The organism is Pseudomonas corni, from assembly GCF_057128765.1.
This window is the reverse complement of record NZ_JBSKHW010000011.1, coordinates 73,482-92,431: the sequence shown is the minus strand read 5'-3', so window position 1 is coordinate 92,431 and position 18,950 is coordinate 73,482. Positions and strand designations below refer to the sequence as shown.

General features: G+C 59.7%; 15 protein-coding genes. 1 reads left to right on the top strand and 14 read right to left on the bottom strand.

Annotation, left to right across the window (positions count from 1 at the left end; all coding sequences use genetic code 11):
- The 14 genes from pseI to flgF form a co-directional block, all read right to left on the bottom strand.
- Nucleotides 1–1,053 (bottom strand): pseudaminic acid synthase, encoded by a 1,053-nt coding sequence (gene pseI / locus ACWKV9_RS17625; protein WP_483837416.1) that lies wholly within the window; start codon nt 1,051–1,053, stop codon nt 1–3.
- Nucleotides 1,046–2,563 (bottom strand): UDP-2,4-diacetamido-2,4,6-trideoxy-beta-L-altropyranose hydrolase, encoded by a 1,518-nt coding sequence (gene pseG / locus ACWKV9_RS17620; RefSeq protein ID WP_483837415.1) that lies wholly within the window; start codon nt 2,561–2,563, stop codon nt 1,046–1,048. Before pseG ends, pseI begins: the two co-directional genes overlap by 8 nt.
- Nucleotides 2,560–3,261 carry a pseudaminic acid cytidylyltransferase gene (gene pseF / locus ACWKV9_RS17615; protein WP_483837414.1) on the bottom strand — a complete coding sequence of 234 codons (702 nt, stop codon included), beginning with the start codon at nt 3,259–3,261 and terminating at the stop codon, nt 2,560–2,562. The genes pseG and pseF overlap by 4 nt, the downstream gene beginning before the upstream one ends.
- Nucleotides 3,258–3,878, bottom strand: a complete 621-nt coding sequence (locus ACWKV9_RS17610) for a pseudaminic acid biosynthesis-associated methylase (RefSeq protein WP_483837413.1) — start codon at nt 3,876–3,878, stop codon at nt 3,258–3,260. Before ACWKV9_RS17610 ends, pseF begins: the two co-directional genes overlap by 4 nt.
- Nucleotides 3,878–5,056, bottom strand: coding sequence for a UDP-4-amino-4,6-dideoxy-N-acetyl-beta-L-altrosamine transaminase (pseC, locus tag ACWKV9_RS17605; protein ID WP_483837412.1), 1,179 nt, complete (start codon nt 5,054–5,056; stop codon nt 3,878–3,880). The genes ACWKV9_RS17610 and pseC overlap by 1 nt, the downstream gene beginning before the upstream one ends.
- Nucleotides 5,053–6,054, bottom strand: coding sequence for a UDP-N-acetylglucosamine 4,6-dehydratase (inverting) (gene pseB / locus ACWKV9_RS17600; protein ID WP_483837411.1), 1,002 nt, complete (start codon nt 6,052–6,054; stop codon nt 5,053–5,055). Before pseB ends, pseC begins: the two co-directional genes overlap by 4 nt.
- A gap of 69 nt (nt 6,055–6,123) precedes the next feature.
- The gene (locus ACWKV9_RS17595) at nt 6,124–9,705 is read right to left on the bottom strand and encodes a glycosyltransferase (protein WP_483837410.1); all 3,582 of its coding nucleotides are present in this window, start codon (nt 9,703–9,705) and stop codon (nt 6,124–6,126) included.
- 114 nt (nt 9,706–9,819) lie between these two features.
- Complete coding sequence (locus ACWKV9_RS17590; RefSeq protein ID WP_483837409.1) at nt 9,820–11,400, bottom strand: flagellar hook-associated protein 3; 1,581 nt, start codon at nt 11,398–11,400, stop codon at nt 9,820–9,822.
- A 13-nt stretch (nt 11,401–11,413) separates the two neighbouring features.
- Nucleotides 11,414–13,456 (bottom strand): flagellar hook-associated protein FlgK, encoded by a 2,043-nt coding sequence (gene flgK / locus ACWKV9_RS17585; protein ID WP_483837408.1) that lies wholly within the window; start codon nt 13,454–13,456, stop codon nt 11,414–11,416.
- Between the two features lie 9 nt (nt 13,457–13,465).
- Nucleotides 13,466–14,767: a flagellar assembly peptidoglycan hydrolase FlgJ gene (gene flgJ, locus ACWKV9_RS17580; protein WP_483837407.1), complete on the bottom strand. Its 1,302-nt coding sequence runs from the start codon at nt 14,765–14,767 to the stop codon at nt 13,466–13,468.
- A gap of 9 nt (nt 14,768–14,776) precedes the next feature.
- On the bottom strand, nt 14,777–15,886 hold the full coding sequence (gene flgI, locus ACWKV9_RS17575) for a flagellar basal body P-ring protein FlgI (RefSeq protein WP_483837406.1): 1,110 nt from the start codon (nt 15,884–15,886) through the stop codon (nt 14,777–14,779).
- 13 nt (nt 15,887–15,899) lie between these two features.
- Nucleotides 15,900–16,613, bottom strand: coding sequence for a flagellar basal body L-ring protein FlgH (gene flgH / locus ACWKV9_RS17570; RefSeq protein WP_483837405.1), 714 nt, complete (start codon nt 16,611–16,613; stop codon nt 15,900–15,902).
- Between the two features lie 81 nt (nt 16,614–16,694).
- Nucleotides 16,695–17,483, bottom strand: a complete 789-nt coding sequence (gene flgG / locus ACWKV9_RS17565) for a flagellar basal-body rod protein FlgG (protein WP_483837404.1) — start codon at nt 17,481–17,483, stop codon at nt 16,695–16,697.
- A 46-nt stretch (nt 17,484–17,529) separates the two neighbouring features.
- Entirely contained in the window at nt 17,530–18,270 is a 741-nt protein-coding gene (flgF, locus tag ACWKV9_RS17560; protein ID WP_483837403.1) for a flagellar basal body rod protein FlgF, read from the bottom strand.
- Nucleotides 18,271–18,542: 272 nt separating this feature from the next.
- Here flgF and ACWKV9_RS17555 point away from each other — a divergent pair, with 272 nt between their 5' ends.
- A complete protein-coding gene (locus ACWKV9_RS17555; protein WP_483837402.1) occupies nt 18,543–18,722 on the top strand; it encodes a hypothetical protein in 180 nt (59 codons plus the stop codon).
- Nucleotides 18,723–18,950: the final 228 nt, after the last annotated feature.

The following is an 18,950-nucleotide window of genomic DNA, read 5'->3' as shown; positions in this document are numbered from 1 at the left end:
TTAAAGCACGGCATCCCAACTCAACGCCGTCCCGCGCCTGATCGCCTGCCGCGCCGTGCGACCCAGCACCGCATCAATGTGTTTGGGCGCCAGGCCCAACCCTGGGCGGATAGCGCGCACGTTATGGACAGTGAGCATCTCGCCCTCTGCAATGTCCCTGACCACGTACAGCGAGCGGCGAAACACCAGTGACTTTTGTTCGGCTTGAGTGGCGCCATACTGCACACGACCCATTGCTTGCCAGGCACGCTCGGTCTCGATCACAAGGCTTGCGAGTTCGGCCGGCTCAAGGGAAAAGCTTGAATCAACTCCACCGTCAGCCCTGTCGAGGGTGAAGTGTTTTTCGATGATCGTGGCGCCCATCGCCACGGCTGCGACAGACACACCCACGCCCATGGTGTGATCGGACAGGCCGACCTGGCAGCCAAACAGATCGCGCAAGTGGGCGATGGTGCGGATGTGGCTATTGAGGGGCGAAGCCGGATAGGTGCTGGTGCACTTAAGCAGCACCAGATCCTGGCAGCCGGCTTCACGGGCAGCGCGCACGCTGTCGTCCAGCTCGGCGATGCTGGCCATGCCGGTGGATATGATCATGGGCTTGCCCGTGGCAGCCACCCGGCGGATCAACGGAATATCGGTGTTCTCGAAGCTGGCGATCTTGTACGCCGGTACGTCGAGACTTTCGAGGAAATCCACTGCGGTTTCATCGAACGGCGTGGAGAACGCCAGCATGCCCAGCGACTTGGCACGCTCAAAAATAGGTGCATGCCACTCCCAAGGCGTGTGGGCTTTCTCATACAACGAATACAGAGATGAGCCCGCCCAAAGACTGTCCGCGTCCTGGATGAAAAACTCGCCCTCGGCGATATCCAGCGTCATGGTGTCAGCGGTATAGGTTTGCAGTTTAAGCGCATGAGCACCGGCTTCGGCGGCAGCATCGACGATGCGCAACGCCTGATCCAGCGACTGGTTGTGGTTGCCACTCATCTCGGCAATAACGAACGGCGGCGAGTTCTCGCCTACCGAGCGTGAACCAATCTTGAAACTACTCATCTCTGATCACTCGCTGAAAATAACATTCGGCCTGTACGTAACCGGCCTTTTGAAAGAGCCGGAGAGACACTTCGTTATCGGCCATGACTCGCGCTTCGATAATGCGCACGTTCGGCCAGTGCCCTCGCACGAACCGATCGCCACTGCCTAATAACGCCCTGCCCCAACCAAGTCCTGCCTGGCCCTGCATCAGATAAACAGACACCTCAGCGTGCTCACCCCGCAGGTCGTAACGCAGCACGCCAATCGGCCCTTGGGCGGTGTGTGCAATCAACAGCAGACGCTGATCATCGGCCAGGCTTCGCTCGAACCAACGCACATGGCTGTCCCAATCGATCGGCTCACTGTTGAAAGCCCTACGTCGCACCGAGTCGGCATTACGGCCTTCGAATAACAGGCGCACGTCCTGCGCTGTGGCCAAACGCAATGCCAGCACGGGGGCCAGTAACGCGGCAGCGACCCGCTTTGCCCCCAGCCCATCGACCAACGCGCGCGAGCGCACGGCGAAACTGTGTCGCAGCGCGCGGTTGGCGCACATCACCGCAATGGCGTCGGTCAGCTGTTGACGATCCAATGATGGATGGGGCCCCAGGTAAAGATGCCCCCCGGCCTGGGCCAGCAATTGCGCGTTGAGCGCCTGATTGTTGGCCACCGAGATACAGATCGTCGGCACACCCAGCGCCGCGCGTTCCCATGTGGTGCCGCCACCGGCGCCAATGAACAGGTCCGCCTGTTGCAGCAATCCGAAAAAATCACTCACCAATGCATGCAGGCGCCAGTGAGGTCGGTCGGCGACAAGCCTGCTCATCGCGTCCCAATCCGGATTGTGCAGGCCAGCCACGAAGTCGACTTCAAGCTCAGGGAAGCCGACGAGCGCAAGCATGGCGTTGTGAACCTGCCGCGCGGCGTCGAATCCGCCGAAATTGACCACAACTCGTTTGACCTGCGGGCGAATCTCGATCGGCGCGCAGTGAAACTGTTCGCGCAACAAGGCAAAGCGCGGTCCGAGCATTGCCTTGCACTCGGCACCGATCCACGGCGCATAGGCCTGATCGACCGCCTGCGCGGAGAAGTTTTGGTCCAGAAGCAGGTCCACGGCGTGCGGCCTATTTGCCAGATCGTCAATCGCCAGGAGGTGATCGGCAAATTGTCGTGCGGCGCTTTCCCAGCGCGCATCGAGGCCGTAATGGTCGACGATCAGCCAGTCGAACCGGGCCTGTGCGCCCAGCACAGCCGCCAACGCGTCAATGTCCGCTTGCCACGCCAATGGCGCTTCAATGTCGACGGCAGGTTCGTGATCCTGAACCGAGGCTTGTTGATAAATCCCCGGTAACGAGTGGGCGACGAAGCCCTGATCTTCAAGCCGCTGCAGCAAATGCCCCGGCAATTGCCGACACGCGAAGACCACCTCGGCGCCGTCCTTGCGCAACACCTCGGCCAGGGTCATGCAGCGCGCGATGTGCCCGCTGCCGATGGAGATCGAGGCGTCGGCGCGTATCAAGACCCTCACGGCTGCAGCTCCCCACCCGCCTTGAGGGCGGCGTACATATACTCAGCACGCAGCCAGTCCTCTTCGGTGTCGATGTCTTGCACCAGATGCCGAGGCACGATCACCGGCAGACTCAGCGCAGAAAAAATCACATCACCGCGCAACCAGGCCTCGCTACGGCCCCAATAGAACTGCCCGGCGTCCTGATACGCCGCTGGCAAATCCTGGGAACGCACGTTGCGGTATTCGGGGTGCATAGGGGCCAGCGTGCCTGCGTCATTGATCAGCAAAGCGCGCTGCACCGGGAAGCCAAAGCTGCACACCGAGAACGCATAAGAGGCCTGCGGCGCAGCGTTCAGCGCCTCGAATCCCTGACGCAAAAACCGCGTTTGGAGAAGAGGCGCCGTGGCATATATGCAGCAAACCAAATCGAACGACTGATCCAGCGCACCGATGGCGTGCTCGATAACCGCGGCAGTCCCGGTAAACGCATCCGCCAGTTCGACCGGGCGCATGAAGGGCACCTGCGCGCCATGCTCGCGGGCAACCTGGGCAATCTCGTCATCATCAGTGCTGACCACCACGCGGTCGAACAGCCCGCTGGCCAGCGCTGCGCGGATCGACCAGACGACGATCGGCAGGCCGTTGAACAGCTTTAGATTCTTGCGGGCGATGCGCTGACTGCCGCCGCGCGCGGGAATGATCGCTACAGCGTTCACGGGCGTTTTTCCAGCAGGAACCAGGTGATGTCGTCGACCGGGAATTGCGGGTCACGGCGATAGACAAAACCGTAATCGAGCAGCTGCAAATCGCTGTAGCGCTCAAGCATTTCACCGGCGAAATCACGCTTGAACAGCTTGCCGGTGTTGCCGCGATACAGCACCTCGACCGGGGACGGGTTGTAATACTCGGCAATCAGGATATAGCGGTTGCTCAGGTGATACAGCTGCGCGTAGGCCTCCGCCAACAGCTCGGGCGCCAGATGAATCAGAACCCCTTTGCTCAGGGTCAGGTCGAACGTGCGTTGGCGCGGAAAATCGAACAACGAGCCCTGCCAGATCTGGGCAACTCCCAAGGCCAGTGCCTGCGCATGGGCCTTGGCGTTGATCTCCACGCCGTGCAATTCACAGCCCGGCAGCAAACCACTGAGCGCCAGCAAGTTGTTACCGGTGTTGGTACCCAGCTCCAACAGGCTCTTGAGTGGTTGCACGCGGGCCAGCGCCTTGGCGAACATCGCGACGTTGGCCGCAACCAGCGCGTTGCCCTGATTGCGCTCGGCGTAGTCGTCACCGAAGTCGCCCTGCCAGAATTGCTCTTGCTCAGTCAGTTCACGCATCACGCCTCCTCTGCTGCATCGGACAACAACAGCCGCTTCAACTGTTCAATCACTTCATCCTGCTGCTGATCGGTCATTGCCGGGTACATCGGCAGGCTTATCGCCTGGCCGTAATACGCCTCAGCCTCGGGAAAATCCCCCGCCTTAAAGCCCAGAGCGCGGTAATAGGGCTGAAGATGAACCGGAATGTAATGCACGTTTACGCCGATTCCGGCCGCGCGCAAGGCTTCAAACACCTGACGATGACTCAAGCTCACACGCTCGGTCTGCACGCGCACCACATACAAATGCCACGCCGAGTGGGCGTCAGCCTGTGCCGTCGGCAACGTCAGTGGCAGGTCCGCCAGCAGCGCGTGATACCTCGCAGCCAGTTCACGACGGCGGGCCAAAAAGCCATCAAGCTTGTCCAGCTGCGAAAGGCCCAACGCGGCCTGGATGTCGGTGATTCGGTAATTGAAACCCAGCTCAACCTGCTCGTAGTACCAAGGGCCATGGCTTGCCTGCCTCATCTGCGCCGGATCGCGGGTCATGCCGTGGCTGCGCAACGAGCGCAAACGCTCGGCCAGCTCAGGGCGATTGGTCAGCACCAGGCCACCCTCGCCGCTGGTGATGATTTTTACCGGATGGAAACTGAATACTGTCATCGCGGCGAACGCGCCGCAGCCCACCGGTCGCCCGGCATAGGAGGCGCCCACCGCATGGGATGCGTCTTCAATGACCGCAAAGCCATAGCGTTCGGCCAAACCGGCAATGGCGCGCATGTCGCAGCTTTGCCCCGAGAACGCCACCGCCACCAACACTTTGGGCAATGTCCCGGTCTGCTCGGCGCGTTCGAGCTTGTGCCTGAGCGCGACCACGTCCAGATTCCAGGTGTTTGGATCGATGTCGACAAAGTCCACATTGGCGCCGCAATAACGTGCGCAATTGGCCGATGCCAAAAAGGTGTTGGGGCTGGTCCAGAGTGCGTCACCCAGGCCCAGGTCCAGCGCCAGACAGGCGATGTGCAGCGCCGCCGTGGCGTTGCACACCGCCACGCCAAAGCCCGCTTCGCAGCGTGCAGCCATGGCCGTTTCGAAACGCTCGATGGTCGGGCCCTGGGTCAGCCAGTCGGATTCCAGCACCCGAACCACCGCATCAATGTCAGCCTGATCCAGGCTCTGACGGCCATAGGGAATCATGGCGTGATATCAGCGTGCAGTTCGCCTATCTGGCGGACGGAGAGGAAATCCGGGTTGGTGTCGGAGCGGTATTCAAAATCATCTGCCACTGCACGACCTTTGGCGCCGGTGGCGTCGAGACTGAAATCAGCGTCGACGTTATTGAAGCGGATCGAAGGCACGATGGTGTAGTGATCGTCGAATTCCAGGGTCATGCGTGCATCGTCCTGCGGCACCATCAGCTCATGCAGTTTTTCGCCGGGGCGAATACCCACCAGCTTGTGCGGCAGTCCAGCGGCCATGGCCTGCGCCAGATCGACAATGCGCACCGAGGGAATCTTGGGCACGAACACTTCACCGCCGTGCATACGGGCAAAGCTCTGCATCACGAAATCCACGCCGTGATCCAGGGTGATCCAGAAGCGCGTCATGCGCGCATCAGTGATCGGCAACTCCTTGGCCCCGCTGGCGATCAGCTTGTTGAAGAACGGCACGATCGAGCCACGCGAGCCCGCCACATTGCCGTAACGCACCACAGCGAAACGGGTCTGCTCTTCGCCGGCAATGTTGTTGGCTGCCACGAACAACTTGTCCGACAGCAGCTTGGTGGCGCCGTACAGGTTGATGGGGCTCGCGGCTTTGTCGGTGGACAGGGCGATGACTTTTTTCACGCCGTTGGCAAGCGCTGCAGCAATGATGTTCTCTGCGCCGTTGACGTTGGTGCGAATGAATTCCGTGGGGTTGTACTCAGCAGCCGGCACATGTTTGAGGGCCGCAGCATGCACGACGTAATCGATCCCGCGCATGCCCTGATGCAAGCGCTCGGCGTCGCGCACATCACCCAGAAAATAGCGCATGCACGGCGCATTGAATTCCTGCTGCATCTCGTACTGCTTAAGCTCGTCGCGGGAGAACACCACCACGCGCTTGGGCTGATAACGCTCAAGCAAGTGGCGAATGAACATCCGCCCGAACGAGCCGGTAGCGCCTGAGATGAAAACTGATTTGCCGTCGAACATACCGCTACCCCTTTTTTCTTTACTGCCACTTGAGCAGCAACATTGTGCGCAGCAATGACTGTCTCACGTTTACGCGTCCAGCCAGCCATGAACCCATTGTTTGAGATGGTCGCCTTCCAGGAGATACCGTCCCATGACCGCATCGCGCAGCGCATCGCCCATTCGATAACTCGTTTGGGGATCATCCAGATGCATCCGGATGGCCTGCAACCACTCCTCGGGCGAATTACCGATTACCCGGGTACAGGGTAGATCGCCCTCGTAGGCCTTGGTATCGGTGCAGATCACCGGGTATGCGCAGGCGCCGTACTCCAGCAAACGCAAATTACTCTTGCAGTCGTTGAATACATGAAACTCCAGCGGAGCCAACGCCAGGTCCAGATTCAGGCTCGCCAGTTTCGCAGGATAGGCTTGCATGCTCACTGGTGGGTGAAACTCGTGGACGTATGGCAAAAGATCCTCCGGGCACATGCCGAAGAATATCCAGTCCACCTCGCTGGCCAACGCTGGAATCACTTGAGCCAGCACCAGCAAATCGCCTGTGTGACTGGTTCCACCACCCCAGCCCACGCGCGGTTTTTTCGACGTGCCACGACGGCTCTTCACGTCGCGCCACAAGTGCGGCGCCAGCATGTTCGGCACCACACGAATGTCGGAGTGCATGGAGCTCAGCGCCTCGGCGAGCGGCGATGTGGACACCACCATTGTGTCGCACAGCGACGCACCCTTTCGCACCAGCTCCTCCACATCGGCCGGCAATTCCTTGCCATGCATGTTGAGCGCAGGAAGCGAGGGCACGTAGTCGTCGATTTCATAAACAAACCGCGCCTTGATACACGACACCATTGACTCCAGTTCAAGGACGGCGTTGCGGGTGTAGCACCCCTGAATGACGATGACATCTGGCGCTGCACGCGCAATGTCGGTCAACGAAAGCGAACCGTATTCAAGATGCCCGACCGCCAGGGCTGCGGACTCCAGCGCCTTGAACGGTTGGGCCACGCGATAGTGCCCGGCCCCTGTCGTGTTCACCGGTACTGCCAATACCCGAGGCAAGCGCGGATCGACGATTGGCCTCCAGGGTCTGGTTGTACCTGGGTCCAGCGCAAAGGAGGCGCCTTTCAACTGCAGATTGACGTTATAGGCCGGGTCATTGGCAATCACGCTCAGCCAGCGCTGATAGAACAGGCGTATATCAGCACTGACCGGCGCCTTGAGCTGGGACTCTGCGGACTGACCGGATGCCTCGCCCAATGCCAGCACGGCCCGAGGGGTCCAGACAATCATGTAGCCGTGATTACGTACACGCAGGCAGAGGTCGGCGGCCGCTAATTCAGCGTCGATGAAGTTCTGATCCAGACCGTCGATTTCTTCAAAGATCCGTCGCCGGACCATCAGGCAGTCGGGCCCCATCGCACTTGGGTTTTGAACACTGTGCAGGCGCCCCATGTACCCGCTGCTATGCATCGGAGCACCGGCAAAGAGGCTGCCGACCGGCCCGTTAAGGCCCAAAATCAAACCCGCATGAACGATTGTCCCCTGCGGTTCAAAGATCTTTGCGCCAACCACTCCGACTTCAGGCCTCATGGCCTGGCTGACAAGCACGTCGAGCCAATCGCTTTGGGTGATCACTGCAAAGGGACTGAGCATCAGCACATACTCACCACGCGCCTGGCTGGCGGCATAATTGCGCGCGGATGCGGCGGCGCTGTACTCATCCGGGCAGTGGCAAATCCGGATCTTGTCAAAACCCAGCGCCTGCATGCCCTGCAGCCAACTAATGGCTGTTGGATCGACGCTGCCTTGATCGACAATCACCAACTCATAATGGGGATAGACAGTTTTTTCCAGCACGCTGTCCATGCAGCGCTGCAACGCCGCTATCTGGTCCTTGTGAGTCACCAGTATGGACACCAGTGGCTGAGCGTCATGCCGGTATTCGATTTCGTTGATCAGTTGCCCTGGCGCTGCAACAAGCCGGTGATCTACGCCCATCCGGTCCAGATGCGCCGCCAGCACCCTGGCGTTCTGCTCGACGACCGAGTCCAGGGTAAGCCACTGCCCATAGCTCAAGGTTGATTCCAGCAATACTTCGCTCACGTGTTCTATCGCCGAGAAGCCATCACTCTCCACGATACGCCAGAGCAGATCGTGCGGAGCCAGCTCGCCAAACCCTGCATCCAGGCCCTCGGCAAGCACAAAACCTGCACGCTCGAACGCCAGCGCCCTGCCCACGTAGGGATAGCTGCGCATCAGGTCCAGATTGAAGTCCGGCTTGAAAATAGGCTCAGCGGACTGCCCGCCATGCAACGCGCCCTCGTCGCTGTAAATGCACCGCACGTCTTCGCAATGACTGATGCGATCAGCGAGGAGCAACAGGGCCGACTCGGTCAGACGATCACCTGCGCGCAGCAGATAGAACCAGTCGAACTCGTTACTCTGCGCAATCACCTGATTCAGCTGACTGAGCCAATCAGGCTCGATGGCCAGATGAACGAGGGTATCGTCGGCCGCCGGAAGATGGGCGCCTTGCCCCAGGACTACCGTCAACCGAGGCGCATAAAGCTGCTTGGCTAGACTCTCAAGGGTGATTTTCAGCAGATCAGGCTGAGCACGCTCATCAACAACGACCACTAGAATGGTTGGCCGCGATGGCCACTGAGCCAGCGTTTGGGGCAGTGAGACGCGATCCAAATCTGTTATGTGCCGACAGGCCAGCCACTGCTCGTAGACCTGAGCAAAACTCTCGCTTGTGACGCCGACAGAGAATTGTTGTGCAGCAAGCTGGCTGCTCAACATGCGACCCAGGTTGAATTCCTTCCAGACCGGCAAGGGCATTTGTTCATCCAGTGGACGATAACGGACCCAGCCTGGAGCCTGAGACTGCTCTCCCCGCCCACCCTTCAAAGCCTGGGATAAACGTTGGCGCTCCTGGGCAGCCAGTTGTTTTACCCGTGGCTGCGCACTCAAGCGTTGAGGGTGCAATCGCTCAACACTCAGCACTTGATTGAGCACGGCCAAGTCGCCTTGCTTGAGCAATTGGACATAGAGCGCCAGATCAAGCAATGCCAGATAACCAACACTGTCGTGGGCCAAAGCTTTCAGCGCGTCAACCACCTGCACTCTGCGCATCAGCGCGCCACTCAGCCCGCCCAGTACATTCACGGAACAGGTTCGCAAGGCGGATAGAACATCATCTCCCCGCAGGTGCGCACTCACCGGTGCTAACGCAGTATTTTCGAGACGATCGGGCAACTGCACATCGTGGGCGTCATAGAAACGACGTTGCCCGATTACCACTGTGACTTCTGGACAGTCGCGTAGAACCGCAGCCTGAGACGCGACGCAACCGGCAAAGATCAGATCGTCGTCGCACAGCACTTTGATGAAATCGCCACGGGTTTGGGCCAGACAGTTGACCAGGCTTGCCGTGAACCCTGCGGGCTTGGGATTGAACAGGTAACGTAAGGAAATAGCGGATTGCTGCGCGCAGGCCCGGACGATATCGCCGGCTTCTTCTGTGGGTGAGTCGTCACAGACGATGACTTCAATATTGGGATAGGTTTGCAGTAATGCACTTTCGAGAGCCGCCTGCAGAAAGCGCGGGCCGGAAACAGGAATAACGATGCTGACCAGAGGCGTTGAATTCACGAGCAGACTCACTGGCGTTCGGTACGTCCCGCACCGGAGTCCAGAACACCAAAAACGATTGACGTTTAAATGGCTGCGTCAGGACGCCCCTGATGCAGCCTGCCAATCAGGCACTTACAACTTGCTGAACAGGTTCAACGCAGACAGCTGGGTGAACACCAGCTGGGAGGCCTGGAGCATGGTTTTTTGCAGCGTCAGCCTAGCGATGGCATCGACCGGATCAGAAGCGGTGATGGTGCCCGCTTCCGTGGTGCCGTTGTCGATCAGCACCTGATTCGTAGTCCCTTGAGAGATAGCTGTTGTGGTTCGAGCGCCCCCGTCACCGATCGCGGTGCCAATCACGTCCGACGCGCTGGCGAGGTTGCCGACGGCAGAAGTCAAAACCGCCTGAAGCTTCTGCTTGGCAACGTCATCGGTCACCGGCGTGTTCAACGCAGTGATGACCGAAGACAGGGTGTTGAGGATGTTCTGGCTCTGCTGCGTCGACGAATTGGCCGTGAACTGGTCACCCGCAGCCGGTGCGCCGCTGAGGTTGAAGGTCACGCCCGCTGCCGTTGCGGTACTGCCCGACACTGTACCGCTCGACACGGGTTTACTGGTCGCCGCGTCATAGGGCGCCGCGTACAGATCGAAATCAGTGGCGCTGGTGAACTTGAGGATCGCGCCGCCTGCCGGAAAGTTTTCGTTGAATTTGGTCTGGTCGGTCACCGATGAGCTGGTGATGACACTGGTCGACGTGTTCCCGGGCATGCGCGCGGTACTGATCGAGCTGGGGGTTACGCCAAGCGTAAATGTGTGGCCTGCGACCGCAGTATCAGCCTGACCCGCATCCCCGTATTGGGCATCGGTCAGGTTGACGTTGAGGCTCAGCTCCAGCCCGCGGAAGTTGATCGCCTGGGTCGCAGCATTGGTGGAGTTAAATTTGCCAGCGCCGCTCGCTTCAGCCGTGACATCGTTGCCGCTGGCATCAAGGATCTTGTACTGCGTGCTGCTCTGGAAAGTAATGCTGTAAGGCTCGCCGCTGGAGAACTTAGCGTTGTAGGTCGCGTCGGACTTCACCGTACCGCCGGACAGGGAAATGACGTTGTCATTGACCGCAGGCGAGGTCAGCGTCGTTGACGTGCGCGTGGTGTTGATCGCTTTCTCGAATGCATCCCAACCCGTGGTGTTGCTGGCCATGGAAATACCGTTGCCGATATCGAGCTGATTCAGGCTCTGATCGCCCTGATAGCTGTAGCTGCCATCGGGATTGATCGCGTAAGGCGGCGTCGTGGATTTCGAGCCCGAGAAGATGTAATTGCCGTCGGCGTCCTGGCTGTTCATCAGGCCGAGTACCTGATCCTGCAACTGTTGCAGCTCTTGGGCGTTAGCCTGGCGGTCCTTGTCAGTGAACGTCGCATTGCCAGCACCCAGCACCAACTCCTGAGCGCGCTGAATAGCCGAGGTGATGGCGGTCAGTGCGGTCTCGGTCTGGACGACGTTGGTGTTGATGTTCTCGATATTGGATTTGTACTGCAGCAGCATCGAGCCTTGCTGTTGAAGCTCAAGGACACGGGCTGCGCCGATTGGATCATCGCCGGCAGTGTTGAGTTTGACCTGACTGGACACTTCATCGCCGGTCTTGACGACGTTGGCGTACGTGCGCTGGTAATTGGACGCACTGGTTTCGTAAAACTGAGCAGTTGAAATACGCATGGATTACGACTCCTTAAAGACTGTTGATCAGCGTGCTGAAAATGGCTTGAGCCGCTTTGATGATCTGCGACGAGGCCGTGTAGTACTGCTGATACTTGACCAGGTTGGCGGCTTCTTCGTCCATCGATACGCCGGACACACTGTCGCGAGCGGCCTTGGCCTGGGTCAGCACGGCGGTGGTGGCGGTGGTGTCGTTCTTGGCCTGGGCGGCCTGGGCACCAACGGTTTGAATCAGGTTCTTGTTGGAGTCGCTCAGGCTCATGCCCGTGCCGTTGGCGGCAGCGGTGTCTACGGTTTGTTTGGTCTGCAGAGCCAGCGCGGCGTTGGCATTGCGGTTGTCCGAAGATCCTGCGCCGGTCAGGTCGATGTTGTAGGTATCGGCCGAAGCTGGCGAACCGGACAGGGTCATGCCGAACTTGTAGGACTGCGCTGCACCCGTGGAGTCGGTGTAGCCCACTTCAAAACTCAGATCGTTGCTTTGACCCGGCACGATATTGCCGGTGATCGCGTTGCCCGACGCATCATTGACGGCCTTACCCGAGGCATCGACCAGCTTGTAACTCTGCGCGCCATTGGTGACGTCGCCCATCACCAACCTGACCGGCATCGAGCTATTAAGCGCCGTGCGCAAATCAGCCGTGGCCGTGGTGTTGTAGATATTCGAAACCGTGGTCAGCGTCGGCTGGCCGAACTGGCCGGTGCCTTCTTTGGTGCCAACGCTGCCGGTCAACGGTGAGGCGGCGGCGATGGTCTTGGTGTCAGTCATGACCGTGGTGATGCCCGAGGCACCGGTCCGGGTCGGCGATACCTTGAAACTATCGCCAGCGGCCACTGCGTTGCCGTCGAGCTTCAGGGAAAACCCGTCGATCACCGGAGGAGGCGTTGTTCCCAGATCGAAGGCGCCCATGTCCTTGCCATCCGGCAAGCGTTTGACGCTGTAACCGGTGTCGCTGGTGAACGTCACTTTGTAGTCGTTAGTGGTCAGGGCGCCGGTGTTGGCAATGGTCACATCCAGATTGCCGGAGCCAGCGCTGTTACCCGCAGCGCCTATGCTGCGCTGGCTGGTCAGTGCCGGGTCGTTGATGCTGTTGAACAGGTTGGCGCCAAAATCGCCGTTGCTGTCGATGCCCTGATTGAGCTGACTGTTGACCTGATCAGAAACCACCAGCGCCAGGCGCCCCAGTTCGTTGACCGCAGGTTGCAATACTTCACTGCGATAACGCAGCAGGCCACCGACGGAACCGCCGGTGACCACCGTAGTGATGTCTGAACTGCCCTGCGCCGAGTTGATCTTGATCGCATATTGACTAGGGTCGCTGTCGCTGGGCGCGGCCGAGATGCTGTTGGCCGTGTTACCGACAACCAGCGGCTGACCGGAACCGATCGAGACATCGTAGGCGCCATTGGTTTCCACCACCTTTGCGCCGACCAGATCGTTGAGCTGACGCACCGCTTCGTTACGCGCATCAAGTAACGAGTTCGGCTCACTGCCACCACCACGGGCCGTGGTGATCTGGCCGTTGAGGTTAGCAATGGTCGACGCCAGGGAATTGACCTGACCGGTGAGCGACGTGAGCTGGCTGTTGATGCTTGAGTTCTGACTCTGCATCTGCGCCGAGATCGAGTTGAACTGGGCAGACAACGACTGCGCCGATTTCAGAAACGTCGTGCGTGCCGCCACGGAAGTCCCGTCTTTGCCAACGGCCTGCAGGCTGGTGAAAAAGTTGGTGAGCACGGTGCTGACACCGGTCGAGCTGTCCGACAGCATCGAGTCCAGTTTGCTGGCCTGCCCCAGGTAGGCAGTGGCATCTGAGCTGAGCGCTGTACTGGTCTGCAATTGGCTATCAAGGTAACTGTTGTAGACCCGGCGCACGTCGGACAGCGTGGTGCCGGTGCCGACAAAGCCGACTCCGGTATTTTGCTGTGCACTGGCGACAGTCATCACCTGCTGGCGCGAATAACCCTGGGTATCAACGTTGGCCGTGTTGTTACCAATCGTGGTCATCGCCGCGCTGCTGGCGTACAGACCTGAAAGTCCAATTGAGATCAGTGACATGGTTAAGCCTTATAAAGTCGTGGAAGAGCCCGATACGGCTGCGTAGGTCTGGTCACTCTTCATCTGTTTCGCTATCTGTGAAATCTTGCTGGCGTATTCCGGATCAGTCGCATAGCCGGCCTTCTGCAGCTCTTTCACAAACTGTTCAGGGTTATCGGCCGATTTGAGCGTCGCTTGATAGCGGTTGTTGTTCTGCAGGAAGCTCACCAGGTCATGGAAGCTGCTGGCGTACGAGTCGTAGGAACGGAAGTCCGCCGTTTCCTTGACCATCTGCCCGTCGCGAAACTCGCTGGTGATCGCCCGCGCTTCAGGCCCCTTCCAACCGCCCTGCGCCTTGATGCCGAACAGGTTGTAGCTGCTGCTGCCATCTTGTTGACGCATGATCGATTTGCCCCAGCCGGTTTCCAGCGCCGCCTGCGCCACCAGCACGCTCGGGTCGACGCCGATACGCGCGGCGGCTTCCTTGGCCAGCGGCAGCATGGTCGCGACGAACTGGTCGTGGCTGGTGAAAGCACTCTTGCCTGGCGCCAGTGGCGGTTGCGCCATGTTGCGCATGTAAGGATGGGCTGGAGCTGAATATTCCGGGCCCAGGGTCCAGTCGCCGTTGCCTTGGCTGCCAGCGCTTTTTGACGCGGTGACGGCATTGGAAATCGCGATGCGGTTTTTCAGGGTCGTGGCGCTGGCGGCTGCATCCTGAGCGCCGGCTGCGGTATTTGGCACGATACCGGCCATGATCCGGTCGGCCAGTTTGCTCGGCAGAGCCAGACGACGGGAGTTGAGTGCGGCCACGTCGTTGTGCGGCGAGACGCCATCGGCAGACGTCGTGGCAGCAGTCGCCACAGAGCGCGTTGCCCACAACGGACGCTGGGCAATTTTTGTGGCCAGGCCGGTCTGCGCGACAGCGCCGTCGGTTTTGGCGGCGGCGGCCTTCTTTGCCTCGTCGATAGCGGAAGCAGCGGGCACGACGCCGGTCTTGTTTTTCGACAGCTGACGCATCAGCACGTCCTGCAGGCCGATACCGCCGCCTTCGCGGGACATGCTGACAGACAACTGCTGGTCGTACATGTCCTGATACTGCCGCGTGGCGGCGGTGTTCATCGGGTTGTCTTTGGCCAGGACTTCGTTGGCCGAGCGCATGGCCTTGAGCATTTGGCTGACAAACAGCGACTCGAATTCCTGAGCGACCTTTTTCAGGTTGGCATCGCTGTCGCGGTCGCCGGTCTTCAGAGCAGTCAGGCGATTGAGGTCGGTATACGCCCCCGAATCACCGGAGGCCGTGGTACCGCCAGACACGCCGCTCGGAATGTTCATCAGTCGTCCTTAAATCACAATCAGGTCGGCTTGCAACGCGCCGGCCTGCTTCAAGGCTTCAAGAATCGCCATCAAGTCACCCGGTGCTGCGCCGACCTGGTTAACTGCACGCACAATCTCGTCCAGCGTGGTGCCTGGGCCGAACTTGAACATCGGGTGCAACTCTTGCTGAGCGTTGATTTTCGAACGCGGAACCACAGCGGTCTGGCCGTTGGAAAACGCGCCCGGCTGGCTGACAATCGGGTCTTCAGTGATGGTCACGGTCAGGCTGCCGTGAGTCACGGCGGCAGGCGACACTTTCACGTTCTGGCCGATGACGATGGTGCCGGTACGTGAGTTGATGATGACTTTGGCCGAGGTCTGGCCCGGGTCGATTTCAAGGTTTTCCAGTACCGACAGGTAGTCGACGCGCTGGCTTGGGTCCAGTGGCGCAGTCACGCGCACAGAGCCGCCGTCCAGTGCCTGAGCAACGCCAGGGCCGAGCATGTCGTTGATCTTGTCGACTACGCGTTTGGCGGTGGTGAAATCCGAACGGTTGAGGTTCAGCGTCAGCGAGTTGCCCTGATTGAAACCGCTCGGTACAGAACGCTCCACCGAAGCACCGCCGGGGATACGACCCGATGACGGCACGTTGACCGTGATCTTCGAACCGTCACGCCCTTCCGCGTCAAAACCACCAACCACCAGGTTGCCCTGAGCCACGGCGTAGACGTTGCCGTCGATACCTTTCATCGGCGTCATCAGCAACGCCCCGCCGCGCAGGCTCTTGGAGTTACCGATGGACGAAACCGTGATGTCGATCTGCTGACCGGGCTTGGAGAACGCTGGCAAATCAGCGTACACCGCCACCGCCGCGACGTTCTTCAACTGCACGGTGCCCGAGCCCGCAGGCACCTTGATGCCGAACTGCGAAAGCATGTTGTTGAAGGTCTGCAGGGTGAACGGGGTCTGGGTGGTCTGGTCGCCCGTACCGTTGAGCCCCACCACCAGGCCGTAGCCGATCAATTGGTTGGTCCGCACGCCCGAGATGCTGGCGATGTCTTTCAGACGTTCAGCGTGAGCGCCGAAGGCTGAGGTCATCAGCAAGGCTGCCGCTATCAGTTGCTTGAAATTGGTCATGGCCATCCCGCGATCAGAAAGGGAACAACGGGCTGAGGAAGAATCGGTCGAACCACCCTGGCTGGCTGGAATCGGCAAACGCGCCTGTACCGGAATAAGTAATGCGCGCGTCGGCCACACGGGTGGACGAAACGGTGTTGTCGGTGGCGATGTCATCGGCGCGAATCAGGCCTGCAATGCGCACCAGCTCGTCACCGGTGTTGAGCGTCATCCACTTCTCGCCGCGCACCGACAAAATGCCGTTGGGCAGCACATCGGCCACGGTCACGGTCACCGAACCGGTCAGGGTGTTGCTCTGCGCTGCGGTGCCGGAGCCCTTGGTCGCGCGGTCGCCGCCATAGCCGGCGTCCAGGCTCAGACTTCCCCCGCCCACCGGGTTATTGGTGCTTACGCCTGCGCCAAACAGCGAGGTCAGGCCGACGCTGGTTTTGCTGGTCTTGCTGATCCCGGAGCTGGCGGCTTTGCTCGCTGCCATGCGCTCGGAAAGGGTGATGGTGATGATGTCGCCGACCCGATAAGCCTTGCGGTCGCCGTACAGGTTCTGCTCGAAGCCCGCTTGATAGATGGAGCCGTTGTTGGCCGCCGAAGGCAACGGCGTGCGCGGCAACACCGGCGCGTAATAAGGGTCATTGGGCTTGGCCGTTGGCGCAACGCAGCCAGCCAATACCGACAGTCCGGAGACTGACGCTACCAACACACAAAGCCGCAGAACAGGAAGCCGTTTCATGACACTTAAAACCTCGCGGTGGAGCAGGCGCGAATCAGGCGCCCCATCAGTTTCGACAATTGGGTCAGGGTGCATCGGGGGTTACAGGTTCTGCGTCACGTACTGCAGCATCGAGTCGGCGGTCGAGATCACTTTGGAGTTCATCTCGTAGGCACGCTGAGTGGTGATCATGTTCACCAGCTCTTCAACAGTGCTGACGTTGGAGTTTTCCAGGGTGTTCTGCTTGACCACGCCGAGCCCGTTCAGGCCAGGAGTACCCACTTGCGGCGCGCCGCTGGAAGCGGTTTCCAGATACAGGTTGCCGCCTTGGGATTGCAGGCCCGCCGGGTTGATGAAGTCAGCGGTCTGTACGTTGCCGATCACTTGCGGCGTGGCGGCATTAGTCGAGGTAGTGATCGACACGGTGCCGTCTTCGCCGACGGTGAAAGTCTGGGAATCCTGCGGCACGACAATGGCCGGCTCCAGCGCGTAACCATTGGAGGTCACGATCTGGCCGTTGCTGTCCAGGTGAAACGTACCGTCACGGGTGTAGGCCAGAGTCCCGTCGGGCTGACGAATCTGGAAAAAGCCACGACCGTTGACCGCCATATCCAGCGGCTGGTTGGTCACTTGCAGGCTGCCAGCGGTGAAGTTTTTCTGCGTGCCGACGATGCGTACACCGGTACCCAATTGCAGGCCGGTTGGCAGCTCGCTGTCCTGAGTGGACTGGGCGCCTGGCTGACGCTTGATCTGATAGAGCAGGTCCTGGAACTCCGCCCGATCACTTTTGAAACCCGTGGTCGAAACGTTAGCCAGGTTGTTCGAAATGGTCGTCAGGTTGGTGTCCTGAGCGGCCAGGCCGGTTTTAGCCACATAAAGTGCCGGAAGCATTCTAAATCTCCTCGAGCGCCTGTTTATCGGCGCAAGCTGTCAGTCATTAGCCCATTTGCAAGACGCGAGCCATCGACTCGTCATCTTGCTCAGCGGTCTTCATCATCTTGATGTGCAATTCAAATTGACGAGAAAGCGCCAGCACTGAAGTCATTTCCGCGACCGCATTGACGTTGCTCGATTGGAGGAACCCGGACTCGACCTGCACGTTCGCGTCCACCGTCGCAGCCTTGCCATCCTTGGTGTGCATCAGGCCATCGGGGCCCTTTTCCATGTTTGCCATGTCAGGGCGGACCAGCTTGATGCGGTCGATTTCAGCCATTACCTGAGGACTTTCACCCAGGGAGCGAACGCTGATTGTGCCGTCGGCGCCGATTTCGATCTGTTGCTGTGGCGGCACGGCAATCGGCCCGCTGTTGCCCATGACCGGCAATCCATTGCCATCACGCAACACGCCGAGCGCGTCGATGTTCATGCTGGAAGTGCGGGTGTACGCTTCGCCACCGTCTGGGGTCTGCACGGCCATCCAGCCATCGCCCTTGACGGCGACGTCCAGATCACGACCGGTATCGATCATGGTGCCAGCGCTGAAATCGGTGCCGGGGCGCTCGCTCATGGCATAGGCGCGCGAGGGCATGACTTCGCCGTATACCGGCATGGAGCGTGCCTGTTCGAGGTCACGCTGAAAGCCGTTAGTCGAGACGTTCGCCAGGTTGTTGGCGTGGGCCTTTTGCGCGATGGCGTTTTCGGATGCACCGCTCATGGCGACGTAAAGCAACTTGTCCACAGTCTTCCTCCTCCGACAGACGCTTGCCGCCTGTAGCTGTTCTAAACAGGACATAGCAATAATCGATCCAGTTTTTCAGAAGTGATACAAAGCCCTGATTTTCCAATGGTTCCGGGGGCGGGAGGCTGCGAATTCAGGCGGGCAGGATCCACCGCGACGGCAGACCGCCGCTTTGTTGGGGAAACGCCAGGACGGACGCCAAAAAAACTGCACAACCGGAGCGATCCTTGCAGCAAGCTCGACACACACCATTTAGTGAACGGAAAAACGACATGTCTTCGCGCATAGCCCTCACCCTCCTTCTTTGCGCCTGCGCGGCATCGGCCATGGCCGCGCCAGCGCATTACTGGATCTGGCAAGGCAAGGACAAAACCTTCTGCGCCCAGACCAGCCCCGGCAAAGGCTGGACCCGAATAGCCGGGCCGTTTGTGAAATCTGATTGTTCGATGTAAGAAGCCCGCCCACTGCGGTCGAACTGCAAGAGCGAACTTGTTCGCGAGAAATCCACCTGACGCCATAGATGCGTCGCATGCATCAACGTCTCGCGAATGAATTCGCTCCTACAGAGCAGTCACGAAACCAGGCGGCCCCGTTGTGTCAGGCTTACCGCATTCACAGGGTTTGCTGCCGCTGCGCGCCAGATCGCCTGCAAGCAAGGCTCCTACGCCCTCCGGGCAGAA